The following is a 24,218-nucleotide window of genomic DNA, read 5'->3' as shown; positions in this document are numbered from 1 at the left end:
CGTACGGAGTCGTTCGCGTCGCTGTGCTTTCGACGCCTTCACTGTCACCGCCCGACGCTGAGGCCAGGCTGAAGCCGCCTGAAGGGATCTTCAGCTTCGCTTTGCGACCCTTGGGCCATGCGCCCACCCGTCGCCCACCACCACCCTGCCGGAGGCGCTTCGCGCCGCCCCTCTCGGATCTTGATCGTGGAGGACGAGAAGCGGCTGGCCCTGTCGCTCGCCAAGGGACTCACCGCCGAGGGCTACGCCGTGGACGTCGTGCACGACGGCCGGGAGGGCCTGCACCGGGCCGGCGAGGGCACCTACGACCTCGTCATCCTCGACATCATGCTGCCCGGCCTCAACGGCTACCGGGTCTGCGGCGCCCTGCGCGCCGCCGGGCACGACGTGCCGATCCTGATGCTCACCGCCAAGGACGGCGAGTACGACGAGGCGGAGGGCCTGGACACGGGCGCGGACGACTACCTCACCAAGCCCTTCTCCTACGTCGTCCTCGTCGCCCGCGTGAAGGCCCTGCTGCGGCGGCGGGCACAGGGCGGCGGGGCGTCACCCGTGCACGTCCACGGCGACCTGAAGGTCGACACCGCCGCCCGCCGGGTCTTCCTGGGCGAGCGCGAAGCCACCCTCACCGCGAAGGAGTTCGCCGTACTGGAGCAGCTCGTGGTGCGGGCCGGACAGGTCGTGTCCAAGGCGGAGATCCTGGAACACGTCTGGGACTTCGCCTACGACGGCGACCCCAACATCGTCGAGGTGTACGTCAGCGCCCTGCGGCGCAAGCTGCGCCCCGGTCTCATCGGCACCGTGCGCGGCGCCGGCTACCGGCTGGAGGCGGAGCGATGAGCCGCCTCCTCGGGTCGGTCCGGGCCCGGGCCACGCTCGGTGCCACCCTCGTGGTCGCCGTCGCCCTCGTCGCGGCCGGCACCGCGGTCCTGCTGTCCCTGCGCTCCAACCTGCTCGGCGAGGCCGGCACCCAGGCGGAGCGCTCCGCGCGCGAGGTCGCCACCGAGCTGGCCGTCGGCACGCCGTACGGCGAGCTGTCGCTGGACGTGGACGACCGCCCGGTGCAGGTCGTCGACGAGGACGGCGGACTGGTCGCCGCCAGCGAGGACCTGGAGCGGATCAGCGGCACCGGCGTCGACGCGGTGAAGCCGCGGCCCGCCCCCGCCCCCACCGGTGACGGCGACGACGGCGGCTCCGACGACGATGACGACTCCGGCGAGTCCCTGGAGCCGGGCGAGATCGGCGAGCGGACCACCGTCAGCGACGGTTCGGCGACGATCGACGGCGACACCGAGGACTACCGTTTCGCCGCCGTGCCCGTGCAGAACCGGGCCGGGGACGACCTCACCGTCTACGCCGGCGCCCCGCTCTCCGCCGAACACGGCGCCGTGAACACCGCGCTGACCGTCATGCTGATCGGCTTCCCGCTGCTGCTCGGGGTCGTCGGGTGGGTGACCTGGCTGGTCACCGGGCGGGCGCTGCGCCCCGTGGCGGGCATCCGCAGGGAGATGGCCGCGATCACCGCCAGCGAGGACCTCGCGCGCCGCGTCCCGGTGCCGGACACCCACGACGAGGTCGCCCGGCTCGCCTCGACCACCAACCAGACACTGGCCGCCCTGGAGGCCTCGGTGGAGCGGCAGCGCCGCTTCGTCGCCGACGCCTCGCACGAGCTGCGCAGCCCGATCGCCTCGCTGCGCACCCAGCTGGAGGTGGCCGCCGCCCACCCGGAGCTGCTCGACCTCGACGGCGCCGTGGAGGACACCGTACGGCTGCAGCGACTCGCCGCGGACCTGCTGCTGCTGGCCAGGCTGGACGCGGGGGAGCGGCCCGCCGACGCGGGCGTCGACCTCGCGGCGCTCGCGCGGGAGGAGGCCGGGGGACGGACCGGGGTGAGCGTGCGGGCCGAGGGCGCGGGTGACCTGACGGTGGCGGGCTCGCGGGGACAGCTGGGGCGGGTGCTGGCCAATCTGCTCGACAACGCTCAGCGGCACGCCCGCTCGGCGGTGGAGGTGTCCGTCCGGCGGGACGGTGACGTGGCGGTGGTCGCGGTGGCCGACGACGGGGAGGGAGTGCCGGCGGCCGACCGGGAGCGGATCTTCGAGCGGTTCGTACGGCTCGACGCCGCCCGCAGCCGCGACGACGGCGGGGCGGGGCTGGGGCTGGCCATCGCCCGGGACGTCGCCGTACGGCACGGTGGCACGCTCACCGTCCACGAGGCCCCGGCAGGCGGCGCCCTGTTCGAGCTCCGCCTGCCGGCTGCCTAGGCCCTCCCGGCCCGCAAGGGCGTGATCAAGGGCGTGGTCAGGGACGTCCTCGCTGACCGCGCAGGTGTTCCGCGATCGGCTTGAGCGCCTTGTCGAGCTCCGTCAGGGCCTCGGGGGCCAGCAGGTCGATGAAGTGCCTGCGGACGGACGCCACGTGGTGCGGTGCGACCTTCCGCATCGTCTCCAGGCCGTGCTCGGTGAGGACGGCGTAGAGCCCGCGGCGGTCGGACTCGCAGTTCTCCCGCCGGACCAGGTCGGCGTTCTCCATGCGCGTGATCTGGTGGGAGAGGCGGCTCTTGGACTGCATCGTGGCGGTGGCCAGGTCGCTCATCCGCATCCTGTCGCCCTCCGACTCGGAGAGATTCACCAGGATCTCGTAGTCGTTCATCGTCAGGCCGAACGGCTGCAGGTCCTTCTCGAGCTGGTGCGTCAACAGCCTGTTGACCTCCAGGTGGGTGCGCCAAGCACACTGCTCCGTATCGGTCAGCCAGCGGGTGGCCGTCTCGGTCTCCATGAATGAAGTCTACCTAAAATGTTGAAAGGCGAACTAGTGAGGGCTTTCCGTGACGGTGACGGTGCGCACGCGTTCGACGTCACACTCCGCAGATTACCGCTCACAGCCCGAAGCGGCGCTGGAGGTCCCCCAGCTGTCCGGGAAGCCCCGGTGCCCCGGACCGGCCTCCCGGCGCCCCGGACGCGCCGCCGCCGGGCACCCCCGCCTGCTGCGGAGTGGCCCCCGTGGCCTGCTCCGCCATCAGCGCCTCGCTCGACTGCAGCAGCACCGTGCCCGCCCCCGCGAACTCGAACTGGTGCTCCTCCCCGGAGGCCCCGCCGAGCCCCGTCATCGCACGTAGACCGCCCATCAGGCCGGTCATGTACCCGTGGTCGTAGTGATGGCACGGAGACGGGCAGTCGGCCCAGCCGACCAGGGCCTGCGGGTCGACCCGGACCGGGGGTTCCATGAACACCACCGGACCGTTCGACGCGGCCACGAACTTTCCGGTTCCGATCAGTGTCAGAAAACCCGGCACGATCGACTGCTTGAGGGCGAGAGTTGGCTGAAAAGCAAGCAAGTTGCCCGAGCGAATGGTCAGGTTGCCGTCTTCGAGGTCATACGAATTCACGTCGAAGGCCCGGTCGGCGAGGAGCATCTTGCCCGAGCCCGCCGCCACGACCCAGTCGCTCGCGTGCAGAGGCGAATGGAAGGACGTGCGCACCAGACGGTCCAGCCGGCCGTGCCCGATCCCGTCGAACTCGATCGTCCCGTAGTAGGCGATCATCTTTCCCTTCTGCAGGAACCACTGGCTCCCCTTCAGCTCCACGCAGAAGGTGTACGCGTTGACGTTGTCATCGGCCGGCAGCGTCGCCGGGTCGTGGTGGACCGTGCTCACAGCTTCTCCTCGGACGCCTGGACCAACACCGTGCCGCTGCCGCTGAGCTCCAGCTGGAACGCCTCGCCGGAGCCGCGCCCCACCATGTCCCGCCACCCCATCGCCGTGGACAGCTTGTTGCGTACGTCGCCGTGGTGGGCGACGTAGGCCTGCGGGTCGACGCGCACCGGGCGCTGCGGGGTGATCGGGATCTCGAAGACGCCCCCGTGGGCCATCACCGCCACCGAGCCGTGGCCCTTGAGCGTGGTCGTGAACAGCCCCTGCCCGCTGACCTGCCCGCGCACCATGCCCATGACCCCGCCCTGCGAGCCCAGGAACACCGTGCCCTGCTCCAGAGTGCCCTCGAAGGCGAGGAGGCGGTCCGCCTCCACGTACAGGGTGTCGCCGGCGAGGCCGATCACCTGGACGTGGTGGCCGCCGTGCCCGAAGAGCACGGTGCCGCTGCCCTCCACGGTCATCAGCGGCGTGTCCTCGTTGGCCACCCGGCGGCCGATCATCGACATGACGCCGCCCTGGCCGCCCCGCAGGTCGGGGGTGAAGGTCACCTCGCCCTGGTAGGCGAGCATGGCGCCGCGCTGACTGAACAGCCGCTGCCCGGGGGCCACGGTCGCCCGCACCATCTTGGAGTTGATCTCCTGGAAGGCCATCTCACACATCCCCCGCGATCGTGTTCCGCTCGCTCGGCTGCACGTACACCAGGCCGTCGCCCTCGAAGCGGATCTGGAAGGCCTCGCCGCCGCCCTCGCCGAACAGCGTGCGGAACGTCACACCCGACTGGAAGGACTGCCGCAGGTTCCCCTGGTGCGCGACGTACGCGCCCGGGTCGACCGTCAGCGGGTACTGCGCGCTGACCCGCAGCACCAGCGCAGGACCGTCCGACATGATCGCCACCTGCCCGTGTCCCTCCACGGTCGTGGTGAACAGCCCGTTGCCCTGGGAGGCGCCGCGCGCCCCCGTGAAGCTGGTGCCCGTCCGCAGCCCGGCGTCGGCCGCCAGGAAGTTACTGGACTCGACGTACAGCGTGTCGCCCTGGAGACCCACGAGGTTGATCTCCGACGCCCGGTCCGCGAACCAGCAGGTCCCGTGCCCCTTCACCTCCATCACCGTCATCTGCTCGCCGGTGATCCGCCGGGTCACCATCCCCCGGATCCCCTCACCGCCGCCGCTCAGCTTCTTGAAGGCCATCTCGCCGTCGTACGCGACCATCGAGCCGTTCTTCGCCTTCACGGCGTCCCCGGTCATGTCGACGGCGAGTACCTTGCTGTCCTGAAGTCGGAACATCGCCACAAATGGGAAGGTAGCCCGCCGGGCGGGCCCGCCGACAGGTTCCCGCCCCCCTAGCCCGGGCGCGTCGGCGGTTTGCCACAATGGACGCGCGCTTGTGCGCACGTTCACAAACCGCCTGTCCGGCGGTGTCCGACGCATCGATCCCTCTCCCGATCCCTCTCCCACCGAAGGTGACCCGTGGACCTCAAGACCGCCTCCGCCCTCCGCCGCCTCCGCCTGGTCTCCGGCCCCGAGGCGATCTCGTTCCTGCTGCTGCTGGTCTGCTCCGTGCTGAAGCGGACCACCGACTTCAACGCGGTGCCCGTCATGGGCATGGTCCACGGCGTTCTCTTCGTCCTGTACGTGATCTTCTGGGCGGACGCCTGGAACCGCGCCAAGTGGTCCTTCGGCACCGCCGCCTTCTACTTCGTGATGTCGGTCCTGCCGACCGGCGGTTTCTTCGCCGAGCGCAGGCTCAAGCGTGAGGCCGAGAGCGCGGTCATCGCCTCCCGCGCCCGCCGGGAAGGGGTCGTGGGCGCGTGATCGTCGCCTTCTCCGTGACGCCGCTCGGCGTCGGCGAGGACGTGGGGGAGTACGTCGCCGACGCCGTCCGGGTGGTCCGCGAGTCGGGCCTGCCGAACCGCACCGACGCGATGTTCACGTCCGTCGAGGGCGAGTGGGGCGAGGTCATGGACGTCGTCCGGCGGGCCGTCGCCGCCGTCGAGGCGCGGGCGCCGCGCGTCTCCCTGGTCCTCAAGGCGGACATCCGCCCCGGCGTGACGGACGGCCTCACGTCGAAGGTGGAGACGGTGGAGCGGCACCTCGCCGGGTAGCGGTGCGCCGCGGGCGGCGGTATCGAAAGGCGAGACGGGGCTGACCGGGATATGACCGGCCGGTAGGGTCTGATGCCGTGCCGAAGCCCCTCAGTCTCTCCTTCGATCCCATCGCCCGTGCCGACGAACTCTGGAAGCAGCGCTGGGGCAGCGTGCCCTCCATGCCCGCCATCACCTCGATCATGCGGGCGCACCAGATCCTGCTGGCCGAGGTCGACGCGGTGGTCAAGCCGTACGGGCTGACCTTCGCGCGCTACGAGGCGCTGGTGCTGCTCACCTTCTCCAAGTCGGGGGAGCTGCCGATGTCCAAGATCGGCGAGCGCCTCATGGTGCATCCCACCTCCGTCACCAACACCGTCGACCGGCTCGTGAGATCGGGCCTGGTGGACAAGCGCCCCAACCCCAAGGACGGCCGCGGCACGCTCGCCACCATCACCGACCGGGGCCGCGAGGTGGTCGAGGCGGCCACCCGTGACCTCATGGCGATGGACTTCGGTCTGGGCGCGTACGACGCCGAGGAGTGCGGCGAGATCTTCGCGATGCTCAGGCCGCTGCGGGTCGCCGCCGGGGACTTCGAAGAGGCCTGAGCGAGTCGCCGGGCCCGCCCGAAGATCGCGCGAAACGGACGGTTACGCTCGGACGCATGAAAAAGAGCGTGCTGACCCGCTACCGGGTCATGGCGTACGTCACCGGTGTGCTGCTGATCCTGCTCTGCCTCGGCATGATCGCCAAGTATCTGCTGGACATGGACGGTGCCGCCGACTTCACCCGCATCGTCAGCATCGCGCACGGCTGGCTGTACGTCGTCTACCTCGTCTTCGCCTTCGACCTGGGCGCCAAGGCGAAGTGGAAGGTCAGCAAGCAGCTGTGGGTGCTGCTGGCCGGGACCATCCCGACCGCCGCGTTCTTCGTGGAGCGCAAGGTCAGCCAGGAGCTGGACGCCAAGGTCGCCGCGGCCGAGGCGCCCGCTGCCGCGAAGGCCTGAGCCGGCCTGTCAAGCCCTCTCACCACCGTGCGGTGCCCCGTACGGTGGTACCCCATCGACATTTACTTGGACGTCCTAGTAAATTCGAGGGTATGGACGCTCACGCCATAGAGGAGGGCCGCCTTCGCTGGCAGGCCCGGTACGACGCGGCGCGCAAGCGCGACGCGGACTTCACCACGCTCTCCGGCGATCCCGTGGAGCCGGTGTACGGGCCCCGGCCCGGGGACGCCTACGAGGGCTTCGAGCGGATCGGCTGGCCGGGGGAGTACCCCTTCACCCGCGGCCTGTATCCGACCGGCTACCGGGGGCGGACGTGGACCATCCGGCAGTTCGCCGGTTTCGGGAACGCCGAGCAGACCAACGAGCGCTACAAGATGATCCTCCGCAACGGCGGGGGCGGGCTCTCGGTCGCCTTCGACATGCCGACGCTGATGGGCCGCGACTCCGACGACCCGCGCTCGCTCGGCGAGGTCGGGCACTGCGGCGTGGCCATCGACTCGGCCGCCGACATGGAGTTGCTGTTCAAGGACATCCCCCTCGGGGACGTCACGACCTCCATGACGATCAGCGGGCCCGCCGTGCCCGTGTTCTGCATGTACCTGGTCGCCGCGGAACGGCAGGGCGTCGACGCCTCCGTGCTCAACGGCACGCTCCAGACCGACATCTTCAAGGAGTACATCGCCCAGAAGGAGTGGCTCTTCCAGCCCGAGCCGCACCTGCGCCTGATCGGCGACCTGATGGAGTACTGCGCGGCCGGCATCCCCGACTACAAGCCGCTGTCGGTCTCCGGCTACCACATCCGCGAGGCGGGTGCGACGGCCGCGCAGGAGCTGGCGTACACGCTGGCGGACGGTTTCGGGTACGTGGAGCTGGGCCTGTCGCGCGGACTGGACGTCGACGTCTTCGCCCCCGGCCTCTCCTTCTTCTTCGACGCGCACCTCGACTTCTTCGAGGAGATCGCCAAGTTCCGCGCGGCCCGGCGCATCTGGGCCCGCTGGATGCGGGACGTGTACGGCGCGCGGTCCGACAAGGCGCAGTGGCTGCGTTTCCACACGCAGACCGCCGGCGTCTCGCTCACCGCCCAGCAGCCCTACAACAACGTCGTCCGTACGGCCGTGGAGGCCCTGGCGGCGGTGCTCGGCGGCACCAACTCCCTGCACACCAATGCGCTCGACGAGACCCTCGCCCTGCCCAGCGAGCAGGCCGCGGAGATCGCCCTGCGCACCCAGCAGGTGCTGATGGAGGAGACCGGTGTCGCCAACGTCGCCGACCCGCTGGGCGGTTCCTGGTTCATCGAGCAGTTGACCGACCGCATCGAGGCCGACGCCGAGAAGATCTTCGACCAGATCAAGGAGCGGGGCCTGCGCGCCCACCCCGACGGGCGGCACCCCATCGGGCCGATCACCTCCGGCATCCTGCACGGCATAGAGGACGGCTGGTTCACCGGTGAGATCGCCGAGTCCGCCTTCCGCTACCAGCAGGCCCTGGAGAAGGACGACAAGAAGGTGGTCGGCGTCAACGTCCACACCGGCTCCGTCACCGGCGATCTGGAGATCCTTCGGGTCAGCCACGAGGTGGAGCGCGAGCAGGTGCGGGTTCTGGGCGAGCGCAGGACGGCCCGCGACGACGCCGCCGTGCGCGGCGCGCTGGACGGCATGCTGGCCGCGGCCCGCTCCGGCGGCAACATGATCGGACCGATGCTGGACGCGGTGCGCGCCGAGGCGACGCTCGGTGAGATCTGCGGGGTGCTCCGCGACGAGTGGGGGGTGTACACGGAACCGGCGGGCTTCTAGTCAGGTGCCCTGACCGGTGCGGGCGGCTCCAGGGGGCTTCGCCTCCTGGAGCCGCGGGGCTTCGTGCCCTGGAGCCGCGGGGCTATGCCACCCGCCGTCCGACTCGGCCGGCTGAGCGGCCAGCCCCCACAGCAACACCCGGGTGAGGCCCCGCACCCACTCCCCGTCCGCCGGTTCCGCGCTGACCAGGGTGCGGTGGACCACCGCGCCCGCCACCACGTCGAAGATCAGGTCCGCGGTGCGGGCGGCCTCCGCCGGGTCGGTCTCGGGGGGCAGTTCACCCCGCGCCTGGGCGCGCGCCCTGCCCTCCAGTACCAGGCGCTTCTGCCGCTCGACGATCGACGCGCGGATGCGCTCCCGCAGCGCGTCGTCGCGGGTGGACTCGGCGACTACCGCCATCAGGCCGCTCTTGGCCTCCGGGCGGGCCAGGATCGCCGCGAACTGGAGCACCACGCCCTCGATGTCGGCGGCCAGTGAGCCGCGGTCGGGGAGCCGCAGTTCGTCGAAGAGCTCGGCGACCGCGTCGACCACCAGTTCGTTCTTGCCCGCCCAGCGGCGATAGAGCGTCGTCTTGGCAACCCCGGCCCGCGCGGCCACGTCTCCCAGGGTGAGCTTCGACCAGCCCAGGTCGACCAGGGCCGCCCGCGTGGCGGCCAGGATCGCGGTGTCCGCCGCGGCGCTGCGCGGGCGCCCGGTACGGCCGGCGGGGGTGCTGCTCTGCATTCCCCGACCTTAACCGGCGGGTAACCCCGCGAGCGGCCGTGAGGAAGATCACGGGGGAGGGGTGTTCCCGCGGCCCCTCGTGGCATTACGCTACGGGTCGTAGCGAAAGCATGGGCGGTTCGCCCGTGCCCCAGCGACGACCACGGGCGCGGGTGGGGACCCGGTGCCGGCACAACACTTCAGAGCGGGCTTTCGACCCGCTTTTCACGCACGCGCGGACTACGGGGGAGGATAGGCCCATGCAGCCACGGAACATGTCCATGAGCGGGGTCGTCGACCTCGCCGCGGTGAAGGCGGCCCAGGAGGCCAAGGCGAAGGCGGAGCAGGCTCGCGCCGAGGCGGCCCGGAACGGCGGCACGGGTGCCGTCTCCCCGGCCGATCTCGTCATCGACGTCGACGAGGCCCGCTTCGAGAGTGATGTCCTGCAGCGGTCCACCGAGGTCCCGGTCGTCATCGACTTCTGGGCCGAGTGGTGCGAGCCCTGCAAGCAGTTGAGCCCGGTCCTCGAGCGGCTCGCCGTCGAGTACGGCGGTCGCTTCGTCCTCGCCAAGATCGACGTCGACGCCAACCAGATGCTGATGCAGCAGTTCGGTGTCCAGGGCATCCCGGCCGTGTTCGCGGTCGTGGCCGGACAGGCGCTGCCGCTCTTCCAGGGCGCCGCCGGTGAGGCGCAGATCCGTCAGACCCTGGACCAGTTGGTGCAGGTCGCCGAGGAGCGCTTCGGCCTGACCGGTCTCGCCGTCGATCCCGAAGCGGAGCCGGGCGCACAGCCCGCCGCCGCCCCCGAGCGTCCGGCCGGCCCGCACGACGCGGCCCTGGAGGCCGCCGTACAGGCGCTGGACGCGGGCGATCTGGCCGGAGCCGTCCAGGCGTACAAGAACGTGCTGGGCCAGGACCCCGGCAACACGGAGGCCAAACTGGGTCTCGCCCAGGCCGAGTTGCTCCAGCGGGTGCAGGACGCCGACCCGCAGCGGGTCCGTCAGGACGCGGCCGACAAGCCGGGTGACGCCCAGGCGCAGATCGCCGCCGCCGACCTGGACCTGGTGGGCGGTCACGTGGAGGACGCCTTCGCGCGCCTCATCGACACGGTCCGCGTCACGGCCGGGGACGACCGGGACGCCGTACGGCTGCGGCTGCTGGAGCTGTTCGAGGTGGTCGGCGCCGACGACCCGCGGGTCGCCGCGGCGCGCAGGGCGCTGGCCCGCGCCCTGTTCTAGGGGCGGTTCGGGCTCGCTTCGCCGACCGGTCGCCGACCGACCGTCCGCGTGGTGCCCGAGTGAAAGAGCTGTCGACGGGACGCCAATGCGGCCGCGCTTTGCCAAATCTTGGCAATCGCGGCCGCTGTTACTGCCAGTAAGTCGATGCCGTCGGTCTGTCGGATTCTGTCCAGCGATCAATTGTTTTGTTCCGCCCCCATGGCACACCGAGCGTCGCCGTTCGGGGCCGGTGCGTCGTCCCGCGGTTATCCGGCCGTTACTAGTGAGTAACGAACCCCCTTGTGTCGGCGGCGAGAATGCACCACGATCGGCGACGCTCGGTCCATTCCCGTACCCCGAAAGCCAGTCGGGTCGCGGGGGTTCCTGGGTCCCCACCGAGCAGAGCCGGCGGCAGTGGAGCCGGCTCTTGGGCAGGGGGGTCTTCGCCCACCCGGCGAAGCCTGTCCAGCAGGGTTGTGCGTGATCGTGTCAGGCGCGACCAGTGGTTGTCGCTCGGGGGTGATCGCCGGTGATTCGGGTGCGTTGTACGTGCCGCCGAGCGCGGGCGCTCTCCTTCCCGAGGACGTAGCACTTCTCCCATCCCTGCCAGGCCGAGCCGCCGATCCCGGGGGCCGGCCGAGGCCAGGAGATGTACGTCCGAGAAGGAGGAAATATGGAGTCCCAGGTGCGTGGCGGGACCAGATGGAAGCGGTTCGCTGTGGTGATGGTGCCCAGCGTGGCCGCCACGGCTGCGATAGGCGTCGCGCTGGGGCAGGGTGCCCTGGCCGCGTCGTTCAGCGTCTCCGGTCAGTCGTTCAAGGTGACGGCGGACCGGCTCGACGGTACGGGCTTCTCCCAGTACGGGGCCATTGACTCGGGCTACACGCTCGACGGCAAGAAGACGGCTCACCCCGTCGCCGTCTCGGCGTTCAAGTCCGCGTCGATCCAGAACATGTGCCAGTCCGTGGTCACCCCGGACATCCCGCTGATCGGCTCGGTCAGCCTCATGTTGAAGGCGGGCGGCGGCAGCAAGCCGGTCGAGGCCCAGAACCTGTACATCGACGTCGAGGAACTCGAGGCCGATGCCACCTTCCGCGGCATCGACATCGGCGTGGCCGCCAAGGACGCCAGCAAGGGTCCCGGCATCAAGAAGGGCGACACCGCGAACCCGTTCGGATTCGCGCAGCAGGCCGACTCGGCCACGCTGAAGAACGTGAAGCAGACGGCGTGGGCCACCACTGCCGGAACCTTCAAGCTCAGCGGACTGAAGATGTCGCTGTCCAAGGGTGTCAAGGAGTGCTACTAAGCACTCGCTGACGGGCGGGGGAGCCGGTGGCGCCCCCGCCCGTCCCACTCTCCGGCCGTGCCTTCACTCGCGGCCCACATCTCCACCACAGCAAAGCCGTACCAGGGAGCTGTTTTCCATGAGCGCCGAGACTCCTGTCGCAGCCGGCCAGTTCACCCGCCGGAGGCTGCAGTTCCGTGCCTGGCGAGGCGCGCGGCCGTTCTGGGCCGGCCTGTTCGTCGCGCTCGGCGGACTCCCCATCGCCTACTTCCCGTACGCGAACCTCCAGATCGGGCACCTGACGCTGGCGATGGCCACCACCGCGGGCGCCGGGTCCCTGATCATCGGTGTGCTGCTGGTCGTCCTGGGCGTCAGCCTGTGGTTCCAGAAGCACGTCCGGGTCTTCGCGGGCGTGGCGGCGATCCTGCTGGCGCTGGTGTCCCTCCCCGTGTCCAACCTCGGCGGCTTCTTCATCGGCTTCCTGCTCTCGCTGATCGGCGGGGCGATGGCCGTGTCGTGGGTGCCGGGTGAGCCGCCGCAGGCCGAGCCTCCGGTGGAGGGCAAGGGAACGGGCGACGCCCCCGAGGGCGTGGTCCCCGGCACCACCGTGCCCGGCACCCCGGTGCCCGGAACGCCGATGCCCGACGCCACGATTCCGCAGCCGCGGGACGGGGCGGACGATCCGAATGACCTGTCAGGAACGAGCCCGGCCAACGGGGCGAACGGGAGGCAAAGTGCCGGCTGACGAGGTGACCCGCGGGACTGACGTGGAGTCGTCCCGTGTGAGAACCGGGCCGCGCCACGCGGCACCCAAGAAGCCGTTGTTCACGAGGTTCCACATGCCGGCCGGGAAGGCGATAGCCCTGGCGGCGATGCCCACGGCCGTCCTCATGGGGATGGGGTTCACGCCTACGCTGGCCCTCGCCGACGGCAACGACTCCGCGCCGACCTCCAACAGCCTGACGGCCGACGAGTACAAGGACTGCGTGGCGGCCCTGGAGGAAGCCGAGAAGGGCACGTCCGAGTCGCCCACGCCGTCACCCTCGGCGACCGACGGCGCCGACGACGACAAGGGCGACAAGGGCGACGAGACGGAGCCCGGCCCCTCGGCCTCCGGCAAGGACGCGGACACGGACGCGGACGCGGACACGGGTGAGTCATCTTCGTCGGATTCAGGTTCCGACGACGAGGGCGACACGGCCGACGAGACCGGCCCCGCCCCGAGCACGTCCGCGTCGCGGGAGTCGCAGAGCAAGGAGCCGCAGAGCGGGGAGGAGGCCGGCGAGGGCACCGCGGCGCCGTCCCCCTCCGAGTCCGGCGGCGGTGTGCTGGAAGGCATCGGCGACGCCGTCGAGGGCATCTTCACCGGCGGCGAGAAGGCCGAGGAGAGCCCGAGTCCTACGCCGAGCCCCTCGGCGTCGGCGTCCCAGGGCGCCGGCGACGGCGCGTCCGACCCGGCGAAGGAGACCACCGGCAAGGACACGGGCGAGGCCGCCGACAAGGTCACCGACGCGGCGGACGACGCCGTCGAGGACACGACCGACGCGGCGTCCGGAACGGCCGGGGACACCGGGGAATCGGCGGACAAGGCGGCCGAGGAGGCGAAGGAGGCGAAGGAGGCGGCCGGTGAGGCCACCGCCTCGCCCAGCCCCACTCCCAGCGCCTCCGAGAGCGCCGGCACGGACCCGGACGACTGCCCGGTCGCCACGGACAAGGAGGGCGGCGTCGACAACACGGTGCCGCTGCCCGACGACCCCTGGCAGCTCAACGCCAGCTCGCTGCTGCTGAAGGGCGCTGCCTACGAGGGCATCGTCGAGGTGAGGACGGCCAACGGCAGCACCAAGAAGGTGTTGAAGTACGTCATATCCAACGGCACCGACATCGGCGACCTGCACCAGACGGTCAAGGACGAGCAGTCCGGCAAGACGTACCACGTGCAGGCGGCCGAGGGCTCCACGTCCACGATCCGCGACGGCAAGACGGTGATGTACACCGAGAGCATCTCGGGCAACCTGCTCGGGCTGATCCCGGTCACCTTCGACCCCGAGAACCCGCCGCCGCTCGACATTCCGCTGATCTACTTCACGAAGGTGACGGTCGTCCAGGCCGGCCAGTTCGGCGGCACGCTCCACATTCCGGGGCTGCACCAGTACACGACCTGACCGGGCCCGCCCGGGTAAGCCCGTTCGGGAGCCGCGACGCCGCTGAGGGCGCCCCCTGCGCGCAGGGGGCGCCCTCAACGCCGTACAGAAGCCGGCGGAAGCCGTGTGCGGGACCGTCAGGCGCGGCGGGTCTCGCCCAGGTGGTGCACGCGGACCATGTTGGTGGTGCCGGGCACGCCGGGGGGCGAACCGGCGGTGATCACGACGATCTCGCCGTCGTTGAACCGGCCGAGGCGCATCGTCTCCTGGTCCACCAGGTCGACCATCTCGTCGGTGCTGTTCACGAACGGCACCACGTGCGGCTCGACGCCCCAGCTGAGCGCCAGCTGGTTGCGGGTCGACTCGTCGGTGGTGAAGGCGAGGATCGGCTGGGCGGCGCGGTAGCGGGACAGCCGGCGCGCGGTGTCACCGGACTGGGTGAAGGCCACCAGGCCCTTGCCGCCCAGGAAGTCGGCGATCTCGGCGGCGGCACGGGCCACCGAACCGCCCTGCGTGCGCGGCTTCTTGCCCGGCACCAGCGGCTGCAGGCCCTTGGACAGCAGCTCCTGCTCGGCGGCGGTGACGATCTTCGACATCGTCTTGACCGTCTCGATCGGGTACGCGCCCACCGACGACTCCGCCGACAGCATGACCGCGTCCGCGCCGTCCAGGATCGCGTTGGCCACGTCCGAGGCCTCGGCGCGGGTCGGACGGGAGTTGGTGATCATCGACTCCATCATCTGGGTCGCCACGATCACCGGCTTGGCGTTGCGCCGGCACAGCTCGATCAGGCGCTTCTGCACCATGGGGACCTTCTCGAGCGGATACTCGACGGCCAGGTCGCCACGGGCGACCATGACGGCGTCGAAGGACGCGACGACGCCCTCCATGTTCTCCACCGCCTGGGGCTTCTCCACCTTGGCGATGACGGGGACGCGGCGGCCCTCCTCGTCCATCACGCGGTGGACGTCGGCGACGTCCTTGGCGTCCCGGACGAAGGAGAGGGCGACCAGGTCGCAGCCCATCCGCAGCGCGAACCGGAGGTCCTCGACGTCCTTCTCGCTCAGCGCGGGGACGTTCACGGCCGCGCCGGGCAGGTTGATGCCCTTGTGGTCGGAGATGACGCCGCCCTCGATGACGATCGTCCGCACCCGCGGGCCCTCGACCTCGGTGACCTTCAGCTCGACGTTGCCGTCGTTGATGAGCACCTGGTCGCCCTTGGTGACGTCACCGGGCAGGCCCTTGTACGTCGTGCCGCAGATCGTCCGGTCGCCCGGCACGTCCTCGGTGGTGATGGTGAACTCGTCACCGCGCACCAGCTCGACGGGACCCTCGGCGAAGGTCTCCAGGCGGATCTTCGGACCCTGGAGGTCGGCGAGGACACCGATGGCCCTGCCGGTCTCCTTGGCGGCGGCCCGGACACGGTCGTAACGCCCCTGGTGCTCCGCATGGGTGCCGTGGCTGAAGTTGAAGCGGGCCACGTTCATGCCGGCCTCGATCAGCGATACGAGCTGCTCGTGGGAGTCGACCGCGGGGCCGAGAGTACAGACGATTTTCGAACGGCGCATGGGGCGATCCTATCGGTTTGTTTCGCTGCGGAATATTCCGTCTGGCGGAAGATACAAATGGGCGCCTCGGTGCTCACAAGAGATTTATTCAGCTGTCCTGGGATGCCCTCACCTTTCCTTTTCGACCAGAGCGTAGGCCTGGGTCGCGATCTCCATTTCCTCGTCGGTCGGCACCACGGCCACCGCCACCCGCGCGTCCGCGGGCGAGATCAGCCGCGCCCCGTCCCCGCGTACGGCGTTCAGCCCGGCGTCGACCACCAGGCCGAGCCCCTCCAGGCCCGCCACGGCGGCCTCCCGCACCGGTGCCGCGTTCTCCCCGACCCCGGCGGTGAAGGCCACGGCGTCCACCCGTCCGAGAACGGCGTAATAGGCACCGATGTACTTCTTCAGCCGGTGAACGTAGATGTCGAAGGCCAGCCGCGCCCGCTCGTCGCCGGCGTCGACACGGCGGCGGATCTCCCGCATGTCGTTGTCTCCGCACAGACCGACCAGACCGCTCCTCTTGTTGAGAAGAGTGTCGATCTCGTCGGCGGACATTCCACCAACACGCATCAAATGGAAGATGACGGCCGGATCCATGTCACCCGAGCGCGTACCCATCACGAGCCCCTCCAAGGGCGTCAGCCCCATGGAGGTGTCCACACAGCGACCGCCCCGCACCGCAGAGGCGGACGCCCCGTTGCCCAGGTGCAGCACGATGACGTTCACCTCCTCGGGCGCCCGGCCCAGCAGCCGCGCGGTCTCCCGCGAGACGTAGGCGTGCGAGGTGCCGTGGAAGCCGTACCGCCGGACGCGGTGCGCGTCGGCGGTCTCGACGTCGATCGCGTAGCGGGCCGCGGACTCCGGCATGGTCGTGTGGAACGCGGTGTCGAAGACGGCGACCTGCGGCAGGTCGGGGCGCAGCGCCTGCGCCGTGCGGATGCCGGTGAGGTTGGCCGGGTTGTGCAGCGGGGCGACCGGGATCAGCCGTTCGATCTCGGCGAGCACCGCGTCGTCCACGACGGTCGGCTCGGTGAAGCGCTTCCCGCCGTGCACCACCCGGTGCCCTATCGCGGCCAGCTCGGGCGAGTCCAGGCCGAGGCCGTCCTTGGCCAGCTCCGCCGCCACGGCCTTCAGCGCCGCGTCGTGGTCGGGAACGGACCCGCTCCACTCCCGGCTCCCGCCGCCCGCCGGGGTGTGCTTGAGCCGTGAGTTCTCCTCGCCGATCCGCTCGACCAGGCCCACCGCCAGCCGGTCGCCGCCGCGCATGTCGAGCAGCTGGTACTTCACCGACGACGAGCCGGAGTTGAGGACGAGGACGCGGGACGGGGTCGGGCTCACAGGTCGGACGCCTTCTCACTGGGGGACTGCTGGGCCTGGATCGCCGTGATGGCGACGGTGTTGACGATGTCCTGGACGAGCGCGCCCCGGGACAGGTCGTTGACCGGCTTGCGCAGGCCCTGGAGCACCGGGCCCACGGCGATGGCGCCGGCCGAACGCTGCACGGCCTTGTATGTGTTGTTGCCGGTGTTCAGGTCCGGGAAGATCAGCACGCTGGCCTGCCCGGCGACCTCGGAGCCGGGCAGCTTGGTCGCGGCCACCGACGGCTCGACGGCGGCGTCGTACTGGATCGGCCCCTCGACCCTGAGGTCCGGGCGGCGCGAGCGGACCCGCTCCGTCGCCTCGCGCACCTTGTCGACGTCCGCGCCGGAACCGGACGTGCCCGTCGAGTACGACAGCATCGCGATCCGCGGATCCACCCCGAACCGCGCCGCCGTGGACGCCGACTGGGTCGCGATGTCGGCGAGCTGCTCGGCGTTCGGGTCGGGGTTGACCGCGCAGTCGCCGTAGACGAGGACCTTGTCGGCCAGGCACATGAAGAAGACGGACGAGACGATCGACGCCTCCGGCTTGGTCTTGATGATCTCGAACGCCGGACGGATCGTCGCCGCCGTCGAGTGCACCGACCCCGACACCATGCCGTCGGCCAGCCCCTCCTGCACCATCAGCGTGCCGAAGTAGTTCACGTCGGAGACCACGTCGTACGCCAGCTCCACCGTGACGCCCTTGTGGGCGCGCAGGGCGGCGTACTTCTCGGCGAAGGAGTCGCGCAGTTCGGAGACCGCGGGGTCGATCAGCCGCGCGTTCTCCAGGTCGATGCCCAGGTCGGCGGCCTTCTTGCGGATCTGCTCGACGGGGCCGAGCAGCGTCAGTTCGCACACGCCCCGGCGCAGCAGCACCTCCGCCGCGTGCAGCACCCGCTCCTCGGTGCCCTCCGGCAGGACGACCCGGCGGAGGTCGGAACGGGCCTGCTCCAGCAGCGTGTGCTCGAACATCATCGGCGTGACGCGGTCGCTGCTCGGTGCGGAGACCCGCTTGCTGAGGTCCGCGGTGTCGACGTACCGCTCGAAGAGGCCGAGAGCGGTCTCCGCCTTGCGCGGGGTGGCCGCGTTGAGCTTGCCCTCCAGGGAGAAGAGCCGCTCGGCGGTGGGGAAGCTGTTGCCGGTCACCGAGAGCACCGGCGTACCGGGGGCGAGGCGGTCGGCGAGGGTGAGGATGCCGTCGCCGGGCACCTCGTTCAGGGTCAGCAGGACGCCGGCTATCGGCGGGGTGCCGGCGCTGTGCGCGGCGAGCGTGCCGACCACCAGGTCGGCGCGGTCGCCGGGGGTGATGACCAGGCAGCCCGGGGTCAGGGCGCTCAGCAGGTTGGGCAGCATGGCCCCGCCGAAGACGAAGTCGAGCGCGTCGCGGGCGAGCCCCGAGTCGTCGCCGAGGACCACCCTGGCACCGAGGGCGTGCGCGATCTGCGAGACGGTCGGCGCCGACAGCGCGGGTTCGTCCGGCACCACCCAGCACGGCACCGGCAGCCGGTTCGCCAGCCGCTCGGCGATCACGTCCCGGTCTTCGCGGGCGACCCGGTTGGGCACCATGGCCAGGACGTCGCAGCCCAGCCCGTCGTAGGCGCGGAAGGCGTTGACGGTCTCGGCGAGCACGGACTCCGCGGGCTGCTTGCGGCCGCCCACGACCGGGACGACCGAGGCGCCGAACTCGTTGGCGAGCCGTGCGTTCAGCGACAGCTCGTCCGGGAACTGGGTGTCGGCGTAGTCGGTGCCGAGGACGAGGACGACGTCGTAGTCCCGGGCCACCAGGTGGAACCGGTCGACCAGCGCGGACACCAGCTCGTCCGTGCCCTGTTCGGCCTGGAGGGCGGACGCCTCCTGGTAGTCCATGCCGTACACGGTCGCCGGGTCCTGCGCGAGCCGGTAGCGGGCGCGCAGCAGCTCGAAGAGCCGGTCGGGCCCGTCGTGGACCAGCGGACGGAAGACGCCGACCCGGTCGACCTGCCGGGTCAGGAGCTCCATGACCCCCAGTTCGACGACCTGGCGGCCGTCGCCGCGGTCGATGCCGGTCACGTACACGCTGCGCGTCACGCGTGCTCTCCGTTTCGTCTGGTGGCGGCTGTCCCGTGCACACAAAATCGCCCACCGGGGTGAGCGGAACCCTCTTGACAATACCTCCGGCGGTGGCTAAGGCGCCCGTCAGCGCCCGGCCGAGCGGCGGCCGGGCGGCGGCCGGGCGGCGACCGAGCCCGCCAGTGCCCCCGGTGCCCGTCGGCGTCCGTCAGTGCTCGTCGGCGCTCCGGCCGTGGAACAATTGGATCGGCTCCCCGGTATCAACAGTGAGCAGGAGACACAGCACGATGCGTATCGGAGTTCTCACCGCAGGCGGCGACTGCCCCGGCCTGAACGCAGTGATCCGGTCGGTCGTGCACCGAGCGGTCGACAACTACGGCGACGAGGTCATCGGCTTCGAGGACGGCTACGCGGGCCTGCTGGACGGCCGTTACCGCACCCTCGACCTGAACGCGGTCAGCGGCATTCTGGCCCGCGGCGGCACCATCCTCGGCTCCTCCCGGCTGGAGCGCGACCGGCTCCGCGAGGCCTGCGAGAACGCCGGCGACATGATCCAGAGCTTCGGCATCGACGCGCTCATCCCGATCGGCGGCGAGGGCACGCTGACGGCCGCCCGGATGCTGTCGGACGCCGGCCTCCCGGTGGTCGGCGTGCCGAAGACCATCGACAACGACATCTCCTCCACCGACCGCACCTTCGGCTTCGACACGGCGGTCGGCGTGGCCACCGAGGCGATGGACCGCCTCAAGACCACCGCCGAGTCCCACCAGCGCGTGATGGTCGTCGAGGTCATGGGCCGGCACGCCGGCTGGATCGCCCTGGAGTCCGGCATGGCCGCCGGCGCCCACGGCATCTGCCTGCCCGAGCGCCCCTTCGACCCCGCCGACCTGGTCAAGATGGTCGAGGAGCGCTTCTCCCGCGGCAAGAAGTTCGCCGTCGTCTGCGTCGCCGAGGGCGCCCACCCCGCCGAGGGCTCCATGGACTACGGCAAGGGCGCGATCGACAAGTTCGGCCACGAGCGCTTCCAGGGCATCGGCACGGCACTGGCGTACGAGCTGGAGCGCAGGCTCGGCAAGGAGGCCAAGCCGGTCATCCTCGGCCACGTCCAGCGCGGCGGCGTGCCCACCGCCTACGACAGGGTGCTCGCCACCCGCTTCGGCTGGCACGCGGTGGAGGCCGCGCACCGGGGCGACTTCGGCCGGATGACCGCGCTGCGCGGCACGGACGTCGTCATGGTGCCGCTGGCGGAGGCCGTGACCGAGCTGAAGACGGTGCCGAAGGACCGGATGGACGAGGCGGAGTCGGTCTTCTAGCCGCCGGACGCCACCGCTCCGCCGGACGCCACCGTTCAGGGGTGCTTCTCGACCGCCGTCCAGAAGTGCTCCACGATCCGGTCGAGGAAGTCGCGGCCCGCCTCGTGGGAGTCGCCGCTGCCGCCGCCCCAGCTGAGGGTGGCGGCCATGTGCCCCTGGTAGTCCTGGTGCAGTACCTGGAGGACGTTCTCCAGGACCCGCCGGTCCAGCGGTGCCACTTTGGCGACCGGGCGCACATAGCCCTGCCAGCGGGTCTTGACGGCGCTCGTCAGCAGGTCGGCGAGCTTCTCCTCGCGCCCCGTGACGGTCACGAAGTCGGGCAGGCCGAGGCCGAGCACGTCGGCGAGCGCGGCCGACTGGCGGTCGTTGCCGCGCCAGCCGTCCGTCTCCTCCATCCGCAGGTACGCCGAAAGCGCGATCCCGACGGCACGGGCCACGTCCTCCGGCGCCAGGGAACGGGCGATGCGGTGCTCGCGCAGGGTCTGCGGCCGCCCGATCAGATCACCGGGCGAGCACCACAGCACCCCCGCGAGCGCGGTCAGCTCGTGGTTCTGGGGGGAGGCGACGCCCCGCTCCCAGGCGATGACGAGATCCGGGGTGACGTACGGCAGCCCGTACGAGACCCGCATGCCGTGGGCGACGTGCTCGGGCCCCATGTTGAGGGCGGCACGGAGCCGGCGGGCGGCGAGGGCGTTGAACGGGGGACCCGACTGGTTCGGGTGAGGTGAGGGTCGGCGCACGGGCCACACCGTAGGGGGCCGGTGCGGTGCTGACTACGGGCTGTTCAGCCAGCGATACGGATTGTACGAACCTACGGGGGTATGACGGGCGTATTGCGGGCGCAACCGACGCATCCCGCTCACCCCTTCACCGCCCCGCCCAGCGCGAACCCCCCGCCCAGCCGCCGGGAGATCAGCACGTACAGCAGGATGACCGGCGTCGAGTACACGATCGAGAAGGCCGCCAGCTGCCCGTACGCCACCATGCCCCGGTTGCCGAAGAAGTCGTTGATGCTGACCGAGGCGGGCATCTGGTCCGGGGAGAGCAGCAGCATGAAGGGGACGAAGAAGTTCCCCCACATCATCACGAACGAGAACACCGTCACCACCGCCACGCCCGGCCCCATCAGCGGCAGCACGATCCGCAGCAGTGACTGGAACGACGACGCCCCGTCCGTCCACGCCGCCTCCTCCAGCTCCTTGGGCACACCGTCCATGAAGTTCTTCATCAGCCAGATCGCGAAGGGCAGCTGGGAGGCGGCGAAGAAGAAGATCGTCCCCTGCATGGTGTCGATCATGTTCACCCGCACGAAGAGGGCGTAGACCGGCACCATGATCGCCGTGATCGGCAGGCTGGTCGCGAACAGGATGGTCAGCAGGAACGGCCGGTTCAGCCGCGACCGGAAACGGGAGAGCGGATAGGCCGCGAGCGCCGCGCACACCACCGTCAGCAGGGTCGCGCCGCCGCACAGGATCAGGCTGTTGAGCAGCGGGGTGAAGGTGATCTCAGGGGTGAGGATCGCGTCGAAGTTCTCCAGCGTCAGTCCGTCGGGGACCTTCACCCGCAGGCTCGCGCGCGGGTCCAGGGCGGACAGCACCACCCAGGCCAGTGGCAGCACGAACGCGGCGGCGGCCACCAGCAGCCCGGCGTCGGCGGCCAGCCGGCGCCGGTTGCGCCGGGAGGAGGGGGCGCGGCGGGACGCGAAGGCGGATGCCATGTCAGACCTCCGTCCGCAGCAGGCGCAGGTACACGACCGAGAACAGCGAGCCGATCAGCAGCAGCAGCAGTGCCACCGCCGTGCCGTAGCCGATCAGGCTGTTCTGGAAGGCCTGCTCGTACATGAACAGCGGCAGCGTCTGGCTCTTGCCGCTCGGACCGCCCCGCGTCATCACCCAGATCAGTCCGAACACCGACAGGGTCTGCAGGGTGTTCAGCATGAGGTTGGTGCCGATGGAACGCCGGATCATCGGCAGCGTGATGTGCCACATCCGGCGCCAGCCGCTCGCCCCGTCCACCTCGGCGGCCTCGGTGACCTCCTTGGGGATCTCGTTGAGTGCGGCCGAGTACACCAGCATCGAGAACGCCGTGCCCCGCCACACGTTGGCGAACGACACCGCCAGGATCGGCAGCGTGAACAGCCAGTTCTGGGACGGCAGATGGAGCCAGTCGAGGATGGCGTTGAGGGTGCCCTCGCGGCGGAAGAAGGCGTAGAGCAGGAAGCCCGCCACCACCTCCGGCAGCACCCACGCCGTGACAACGATGCCGCCGGTGAGCGTACGGACCGGCTTGGACGCCCGCTGCATCAGCGAGGCCAGCGCGAGCCCCAGGGTGTTCTGCCCGATCAGCGACGACAGCACCGTGAACACGAGGGTCAGCCACACGGCGTTGAGGAACGCCTCGTCCTGGAACGCCCGCCGGAAGTTCTCGAAGCCGACGAAGGACGACTCGGCCTGCCCGGTGAGCTGGAGGTCGGTGAAGGCGATGACGACGCAGTAGGCGATGGGGCCGGCGAGGAAGAGCAGCAGCAGGACGACGGCGGGGGAGACGGGCAGGGCACGGAAGAGGGCGCGGCGAGTGGTGGCGGACCTCGCGCGACGGGCCGGGACGGGCGGGCCCGGCGGCGCCTTACGGACTTCCGGCCCCGGCCCCGGACCCGTGTGCTGCGGCGTGGCCGCCGTCACTTGCGGACCACCTGGTTGTCGGTGGCCTCCTTGAGCGCCTCGTCGTAGCCGCGCGCCGCCTCCTCGACCGACATGTCACCGGTCGTCACGCCCTCCATCGCCTCCTGGATGGCGACGGAGACTTTCGGGTACGCCGGGTAAGCGGGCCGGTAGTGCGTGCTCTCGACGAGGTCGGTGAAGAACTTGATGCCGGGCTGGGCGTCGACGTACGCGGGGTCGTTCGCGACGTCCTCGCGGACCGCGATGCCGGAGTTGGCGATGTACCACTTCTGGGCGTTGGCCTTGGTCTGCATCGTCTTGATGAACTCGAAGGCCAGGTCCGGGTTGCCCGCCTTGGCCGGGATCGACCAGGTCCAGCCGCCGGACATGCTCACCTTGCCCGGAGCCTGGCCGTTCTGCGTCGGCATGGCCGCCAGCCCCAGCTCCCGCGACCACTCGGGCCACTCGTGCCCGCTGCCCTCCAGCCAGTCCTGCGGCAGCCAGGACCCGTCCAGGGCGATGCCGAGCTTGCCCTGCGGGAGGAGTTCGCCGCGGACCTTGGTGCCGAAGTTGGGGTCGAGCGCGTCGGAGACCTCCGGGCCGAGCTGCTCCTGGTACACGGTCTCGACGAAGGCGAGCGAGTCCTCGAACCCCTGCCCGGCCGCGATCCACTTCTTGCTGCCCTTGTCGTACAGCGGGTCGGTGGTGCCGTCGTTCGTGCCGTACAGCAGCATCTCGAAGCCCTGCATGGTGGCCGCCTCACCGGCCGGCTTGCCGGTGTACACATTGAGGGGGACGACGCCCGGCACCTTCTCCTTGATGGCGCGGGCCGCGGCCAGCACCTCGTCCCAGGTCTTCGGCTGCCAGTCGGCGGGCAGGCCGGCCTTGGCGAAGACGTCCTTGCTGAACCACAGGCCCCGGGTGTCCGTCCCGTCCGGTACGCCGTACGTCTTGCCGTCCTCGCCCTTCGCCGCCGCCTTCGCGGTGTCGATGAACTGGTCCCAGTCCTTCCACTTCGCCAGGTACTCGTCGAGGGGCTTCAAGTACCCGCTGGTGATGTCGGAGTTGATGAGGAAGGTGTCCTCGTAGACCAGGTCCGGCGCGGTCTTGGGGGAGCGGAGCATCTGCTGGAGCTTGGTGTAGTACTCCGCGTCCGGGGCCTTGATGGGGACGAGTTCGACCTTCTTGCCCGGGTTGGCCTTCTCGAACTGCTTCTTGACGTCGGCGAGATAGGTGTCCATCACCTTGATGGAGTTGTCCGTCGACTGCTTGAAGGAGACCTTCACCGTGTCCGGGTCGCTGCCGGAGCCGCTTCCGCAGGCGGCGAGGGTGGTGGAGGCGAGCGCGGTGAGGGTGAACAGAGCGGTGATCCGGACGGTGGGACGCACGGGCACGACCTCCTACGGGC

The 24,218-nt window shown here is 70.5% G+C and carries 24 protein-coding genes; 12 read left to right on the top strand and 12 right to left on the bottom strand.

The window, feature by feature from the left end; translation table 11 throughout:
* The first annotated feature begins 117 nt into the window (after positions 1-117).
* Together ACZ4V1_RS20705 and ACZ4V1_RS20700 are read left to right on the top strand one after the other, a co-directional pair.
* Complete coding sequence (locus tag ACZ4V1_RS20705; RefSeq protein WP_468338034.1) at positions 118-840, top strand: response regulator transcription factor; 723 nt, start codon at positions 118-120, stop codon at positions 838-840.
* A complete protein-coding gene (locus tag ACZ4V1_RS20700) occupies positions 837-2,264 on the top strand; it encodes a sensor histidine kinase (RefSeq protein WP_468338030.1) in 1,428 nt (475 codons plus the stop codon). Before ACZ4V1_RS20705 ends, ACZ4V1_RS20700 begins: the two co-directional genes overlap by 4 nt.
* 37 nt (positions 2,265-2,301) lie before the next feature.
* On the opposite strand, the gene ACZ4V1_RS20695 is transcribed toward ACZ4V1_RS20700, so the two are convergent.
* The 4 genes from ACZ4V1_RS20695 to ACZ4V1_RS20680 all read right to left on the bottom strand — a co-directional run bounded on the left by ACZ4V1_RS20695 (position 2,302) and on the right by ACZ4V1_RS20680 (position 4,936).
* Positions 2,302-2,778, bottom strand: coding sequence for a MarR family winged helix-turn-helix transcriptional regulator (locus ACZ4V1_RS20695; RefSeq protein ID WP_217254511.1), 477 nt, complete (start codon positions 2,776-2,778; stop codon positions 2,302-2,304).
* Positions 2,779-2,878: 100 nt separating this feature from the next.
* The gene (locus tag ACZ4V1_RS20690) at positions 2,879-3,655 is read right to left on the bottom strand and encodes an AIM24 family protein (RefSeq protein ID WP_468338027.1); all 777 of its coding nucleotides are present in this window, start codon (positions 3,653-3,655) and stop codon (positions 2,879-2,881) included.
* Positions 3,652-4,302 (bottom strand): AIM24 family protein, encoded by a 651-nt coding sequence (locus ACZ4V1_RS20685; protein WP_468338025.1) that lies wholly within the window; start codon positions 4,300-4,302, stop codon positions 3,652-3,654. Before ACZ4V1_RS20685 ends, ACZ4V1_RS20690 begins: the two co-directional genes overlap by 4 nt.
* A 1-nt stretch (position 4,303) precedes the next feature.
* On the bottom strand, positions 4,304-4,936 hold the full coding sequence (locus ACZ4V1_RS20680; protein ID WP_468338022.1) for an AIM24 family protein: 633 nt from the start codon (positions 4,934-4,936) through the stop codon (positions 4,304-4,306).
* Between the two features lie 183 nt (positions 4,937-5,119).
* On the opposite strand from ACZ4V1_RS20680, the gene ACZ4V1_RS20675 reads away from it, so the two are divergent.
* From ACZ4V1_RS20675 to ACZ4V1_RS20655, 5 genes are all read left to right on the top strand, one after another.
* Entirely contained in the window at positions 5,120-5,464 is a 345-nt protein-coding gene (locus ACZ4V1_RS20675; protein WP_019326818.1) for a DUF3817 domain-containing protein, read from the top strand.
* Positions 5,461-5,754 carry an MTH1187 family thiamine-binding protein gene (locus tag ACZ4V1_RS20670; protein ID WP_282084332.1) on the top strand — a complete coding sequence of 98 codons (294 nt, stop codon included), beginning with the start codon at positions 5,461-5,463 and terminating at the stop codon, positions 5,752-5,754. The genes ACZ4V1_RS20675 and ACZ4V1_RS20670 overlap by 4 nt, the downstream gene beginning before the upstream one ends.
* Before the next feature lie 77 nt (positions 5,755-5,831).
* Complete coding sequence (locus ACZ4V1_RS20665) at positions 5,832-6,341, top strand: MarR family winged helix-turn-helix transcriptional regulator (RefSeq protein ID WP_468338018.1); 510 nt, start codon at positions 5,832-5,834, stop codon at positions 6,339-6,341.
* 56 nt (positions 6,342-6,397) lie between these two features.
* Positions 6,398-6,739, top strand: a complete 342-nt coding sequence (locus ACZ4V1_RS20660) for a DUF3817 domain-containing protein (protein ID WP_468338015.1) — start codon at positions 6,398-6,400, stop codon at positions 6,737-6,739.
* Between the two features lie 92 nt (positions 6,740-6,831).
* Positions 6,832-8,532, top strand: coding sequence for an acyl-CoA mutase large subunit family protein (locus tag ACZ4V1_RS20655; protein ID WP_468338012.1), 1,701 nt, complete (start codon positions 6,832-6,834; stop codon positions 8,530-8,532).
* Here ACZ4V1_RS20655 and ACZ4V1_RS20650 read toward each other — a convergent pair whose 3' ends face one another.
* On the bottom strand, positions 8,533-9,255 hold the full coding sequence (locus ACZ4V1_RS20650; protein WP_468338009.1) for a TetR/AcrR family transcriptional regulator: 723 nt from the start codon (positions 9,253-9,255) through the stop codon (positions 8,533-8,535).
* 239 nt (positions 9,256-9,494) lie between these two features.
* Between ACZ4V1_RS20650 and ACZ4V1_RS20645 the strand changes: the two genes are divergently transcribed.
* The 4 genes from ACZ4V1_RS20645 (at position 9,495) to ACZ4V1_RS20630 (ending at position 13,898) form a co-directional block, all read left to right on the top strand.
* On the top strand, positions 9,495-10,472 hold the full coding sequence (locus ACZ4V1_RS20645) for a tetratricopeptide repeat protein (RefSeq protein ID WP_468338006.1): 978 nt from the start codon (positions 9,495-9,497) through the stop codon (positions 10,470-10,472).
* Between the two features lie 652 nt (positions 10,473-11,124).
* The gene (locus tag ACZ4V1_RS20640) at positions 11,125-11,757 is read left to right on the top strand and encodes a DUF6230 family protein (RefSeq protein ID WP_468338003.1); all 633 of its coding nucleotides are present in this window, start codon (positions 11,125-11,127) and stop codon (positions 11,755-11,757) included.
* 118 nt (positions 11,758-11,875) lie between these two features.
* Positions 11,876-12,481, top strand: coding sequence for a DUF6114 domain-containing protein (locus ACZ4V1_RS20635; protein ID WP_468338000.1), 606 nt, complete (start codon positions 11,876-11,878; stop codon positions 12,479-12,481).
* The gene (locus ACZ4V1_RS20630) at positions 12,471-13,898 is read left to right on the top strand and encodes a hypothetical protein (RefSeq protein ID WP_468337997.1); all 1,428 of its coding nucleotides are present in this window, start codon (positions 12,471-12,473) and stop codon (positions 13,896-13,898) included. Before ACZ4V1_RS20635 ends, ACZ4V1_RS20630 begins: the two co-directional genes overlap by 11 nt.
* 116 nt (positions 13,899-14,014) lie before the next feature.
* Here ACZ4V1_RS20630 and pyk read toward each other — a convergent pair whose 3' ends face one another.
* The 3 genes from pyk to pta form a co-directional block, all read right to left on the bottom strand.
* The gene (gene pyk / locus ACZ4V1_RS20625; RefSeq protein ID WP_468337994.1) at positions 14,015-15,445 is read right to left on the bottom strand and encodes a pyruvate kinase; all 1,431 of its coding nucleotides are present in this window, start codon (positions 15,443-15,445) and stop codon (positions 14,015-14,017) included.
* Between the two features lie 108 nt (positions 15,446-15,553).
* On the bottom strand, positions 15,554-16,765 hold the full coding sequence (locus tag ACZ4V1_RS20620; protein ID WP_468337991.1) for an acetate kinase: 1,212 nt from the start codon (positions 16,763-16,765) through the stop codon (positions 15,554-15,556).
* Positions 16,762-18,855, bottom strand: a complete 2,094-nt coding sequence (gene pta / locus ACZ4V1_RS20615) for a phosphate acetyltransferase (RefSeq protein WP_468337987.1) — start codon at positions 18,853-18,855, stop codon at positions 16,762-16,764. The genes ACZ4V1_RS20620 and pta overlap by 4 nt, the downstream gene beginning before the upstream one ends.
* Before the next feature lie 269 nt (positions 18,856-19,124).
* On the opposite strand from pta, the gene ACZ4V1_RS20610 reads away from it, so the two are divergent.
* Positions 19,125-20,150 (top strand): ATP-dependent 6-phosphofructokinase, encoded by a 1,026-nt coding sequence (locus ACZ4V1_RS20610; RefSeq protein WP_375914768.1) that lies wholly within the window; start codon positions 19,125-19,127, stop codon positions 20,148-20,150.
* 35 nt (positions 20,151-20,185) lie between these two features.
* Here ACZ4V1_RS20610 and ACZ4V1_RS20605 read toward each other — a convergent pair whose 3' ends face one another.
* The 4 genes from ACZ4V1_RS20605 to ACZ4V1_RS20590 all read right to left on the bottom strand — a co-directional run bounded on the left by ACZ4V1_RS20605 (position 20,186) and on the right by ACZ4V1_RS20590 (position 24,198).
* On the bottom strand, positions 20,186-20,899 hold the full coding sequence (locus ACZ4V1_RS20605; protein ID WP_468337984.1) for a helix-turn-helix domain-containing protein: 714 nt from the start codon (positions 20,897-20,899) through the stop codon (positions 20,186-20,188).
* A 110-nt stretch (positions 20,900-21,009) separates the two neighbouring features.
* Entirely contained in the window at positions 21,010-21,867 is an 858-nt protein-coding gene (locus ACZ4V1_RS20600) for a carbohydrate ABC transporter permease (protein ID WP_468337980.1), read from the bottom strand.
* A 1-nt stretch (position 21,868) separates the two neighbouring features.
* Positions 21,869-22,831 carry a carbohydrate ABC transporter permease gene (locus tag ACZ4V1_RS20595; RefSeq protein ID WP_468337977.1) on the bottom strand — a complete coding sequence of 321 codons (963 nt, stop codon included), beginning with the start codon at positions 22,829-22,831 and terminating at the stop codon, positions 21,869-21,871.
* A complete protein-coding gene (locus ACZ4V1_RS20590) occupies positions 22,828-24,198 on the bottom strand; it encodes an extracellular solute-binding protein (protein WP_468337973.1) in 1,371 nt (456 codons plus the stop codon). The genes ACZ4V1_RS20595 and ACZ4V1_RS20590 overlap by 4 nt, the downstream gene beginning before the upstream one ends.
* Positions 24,199-24,218 lie beyond the last annotated feature (20 nt).

The organism is Streptomyces sp. NPDC028991, assembly GCF_055564775.1.
The sequence above is the reverse complement of the archived record's forward strand: the minus strand, read 5'-3'. Positions and strand labels throughout refer to the sequence as shown.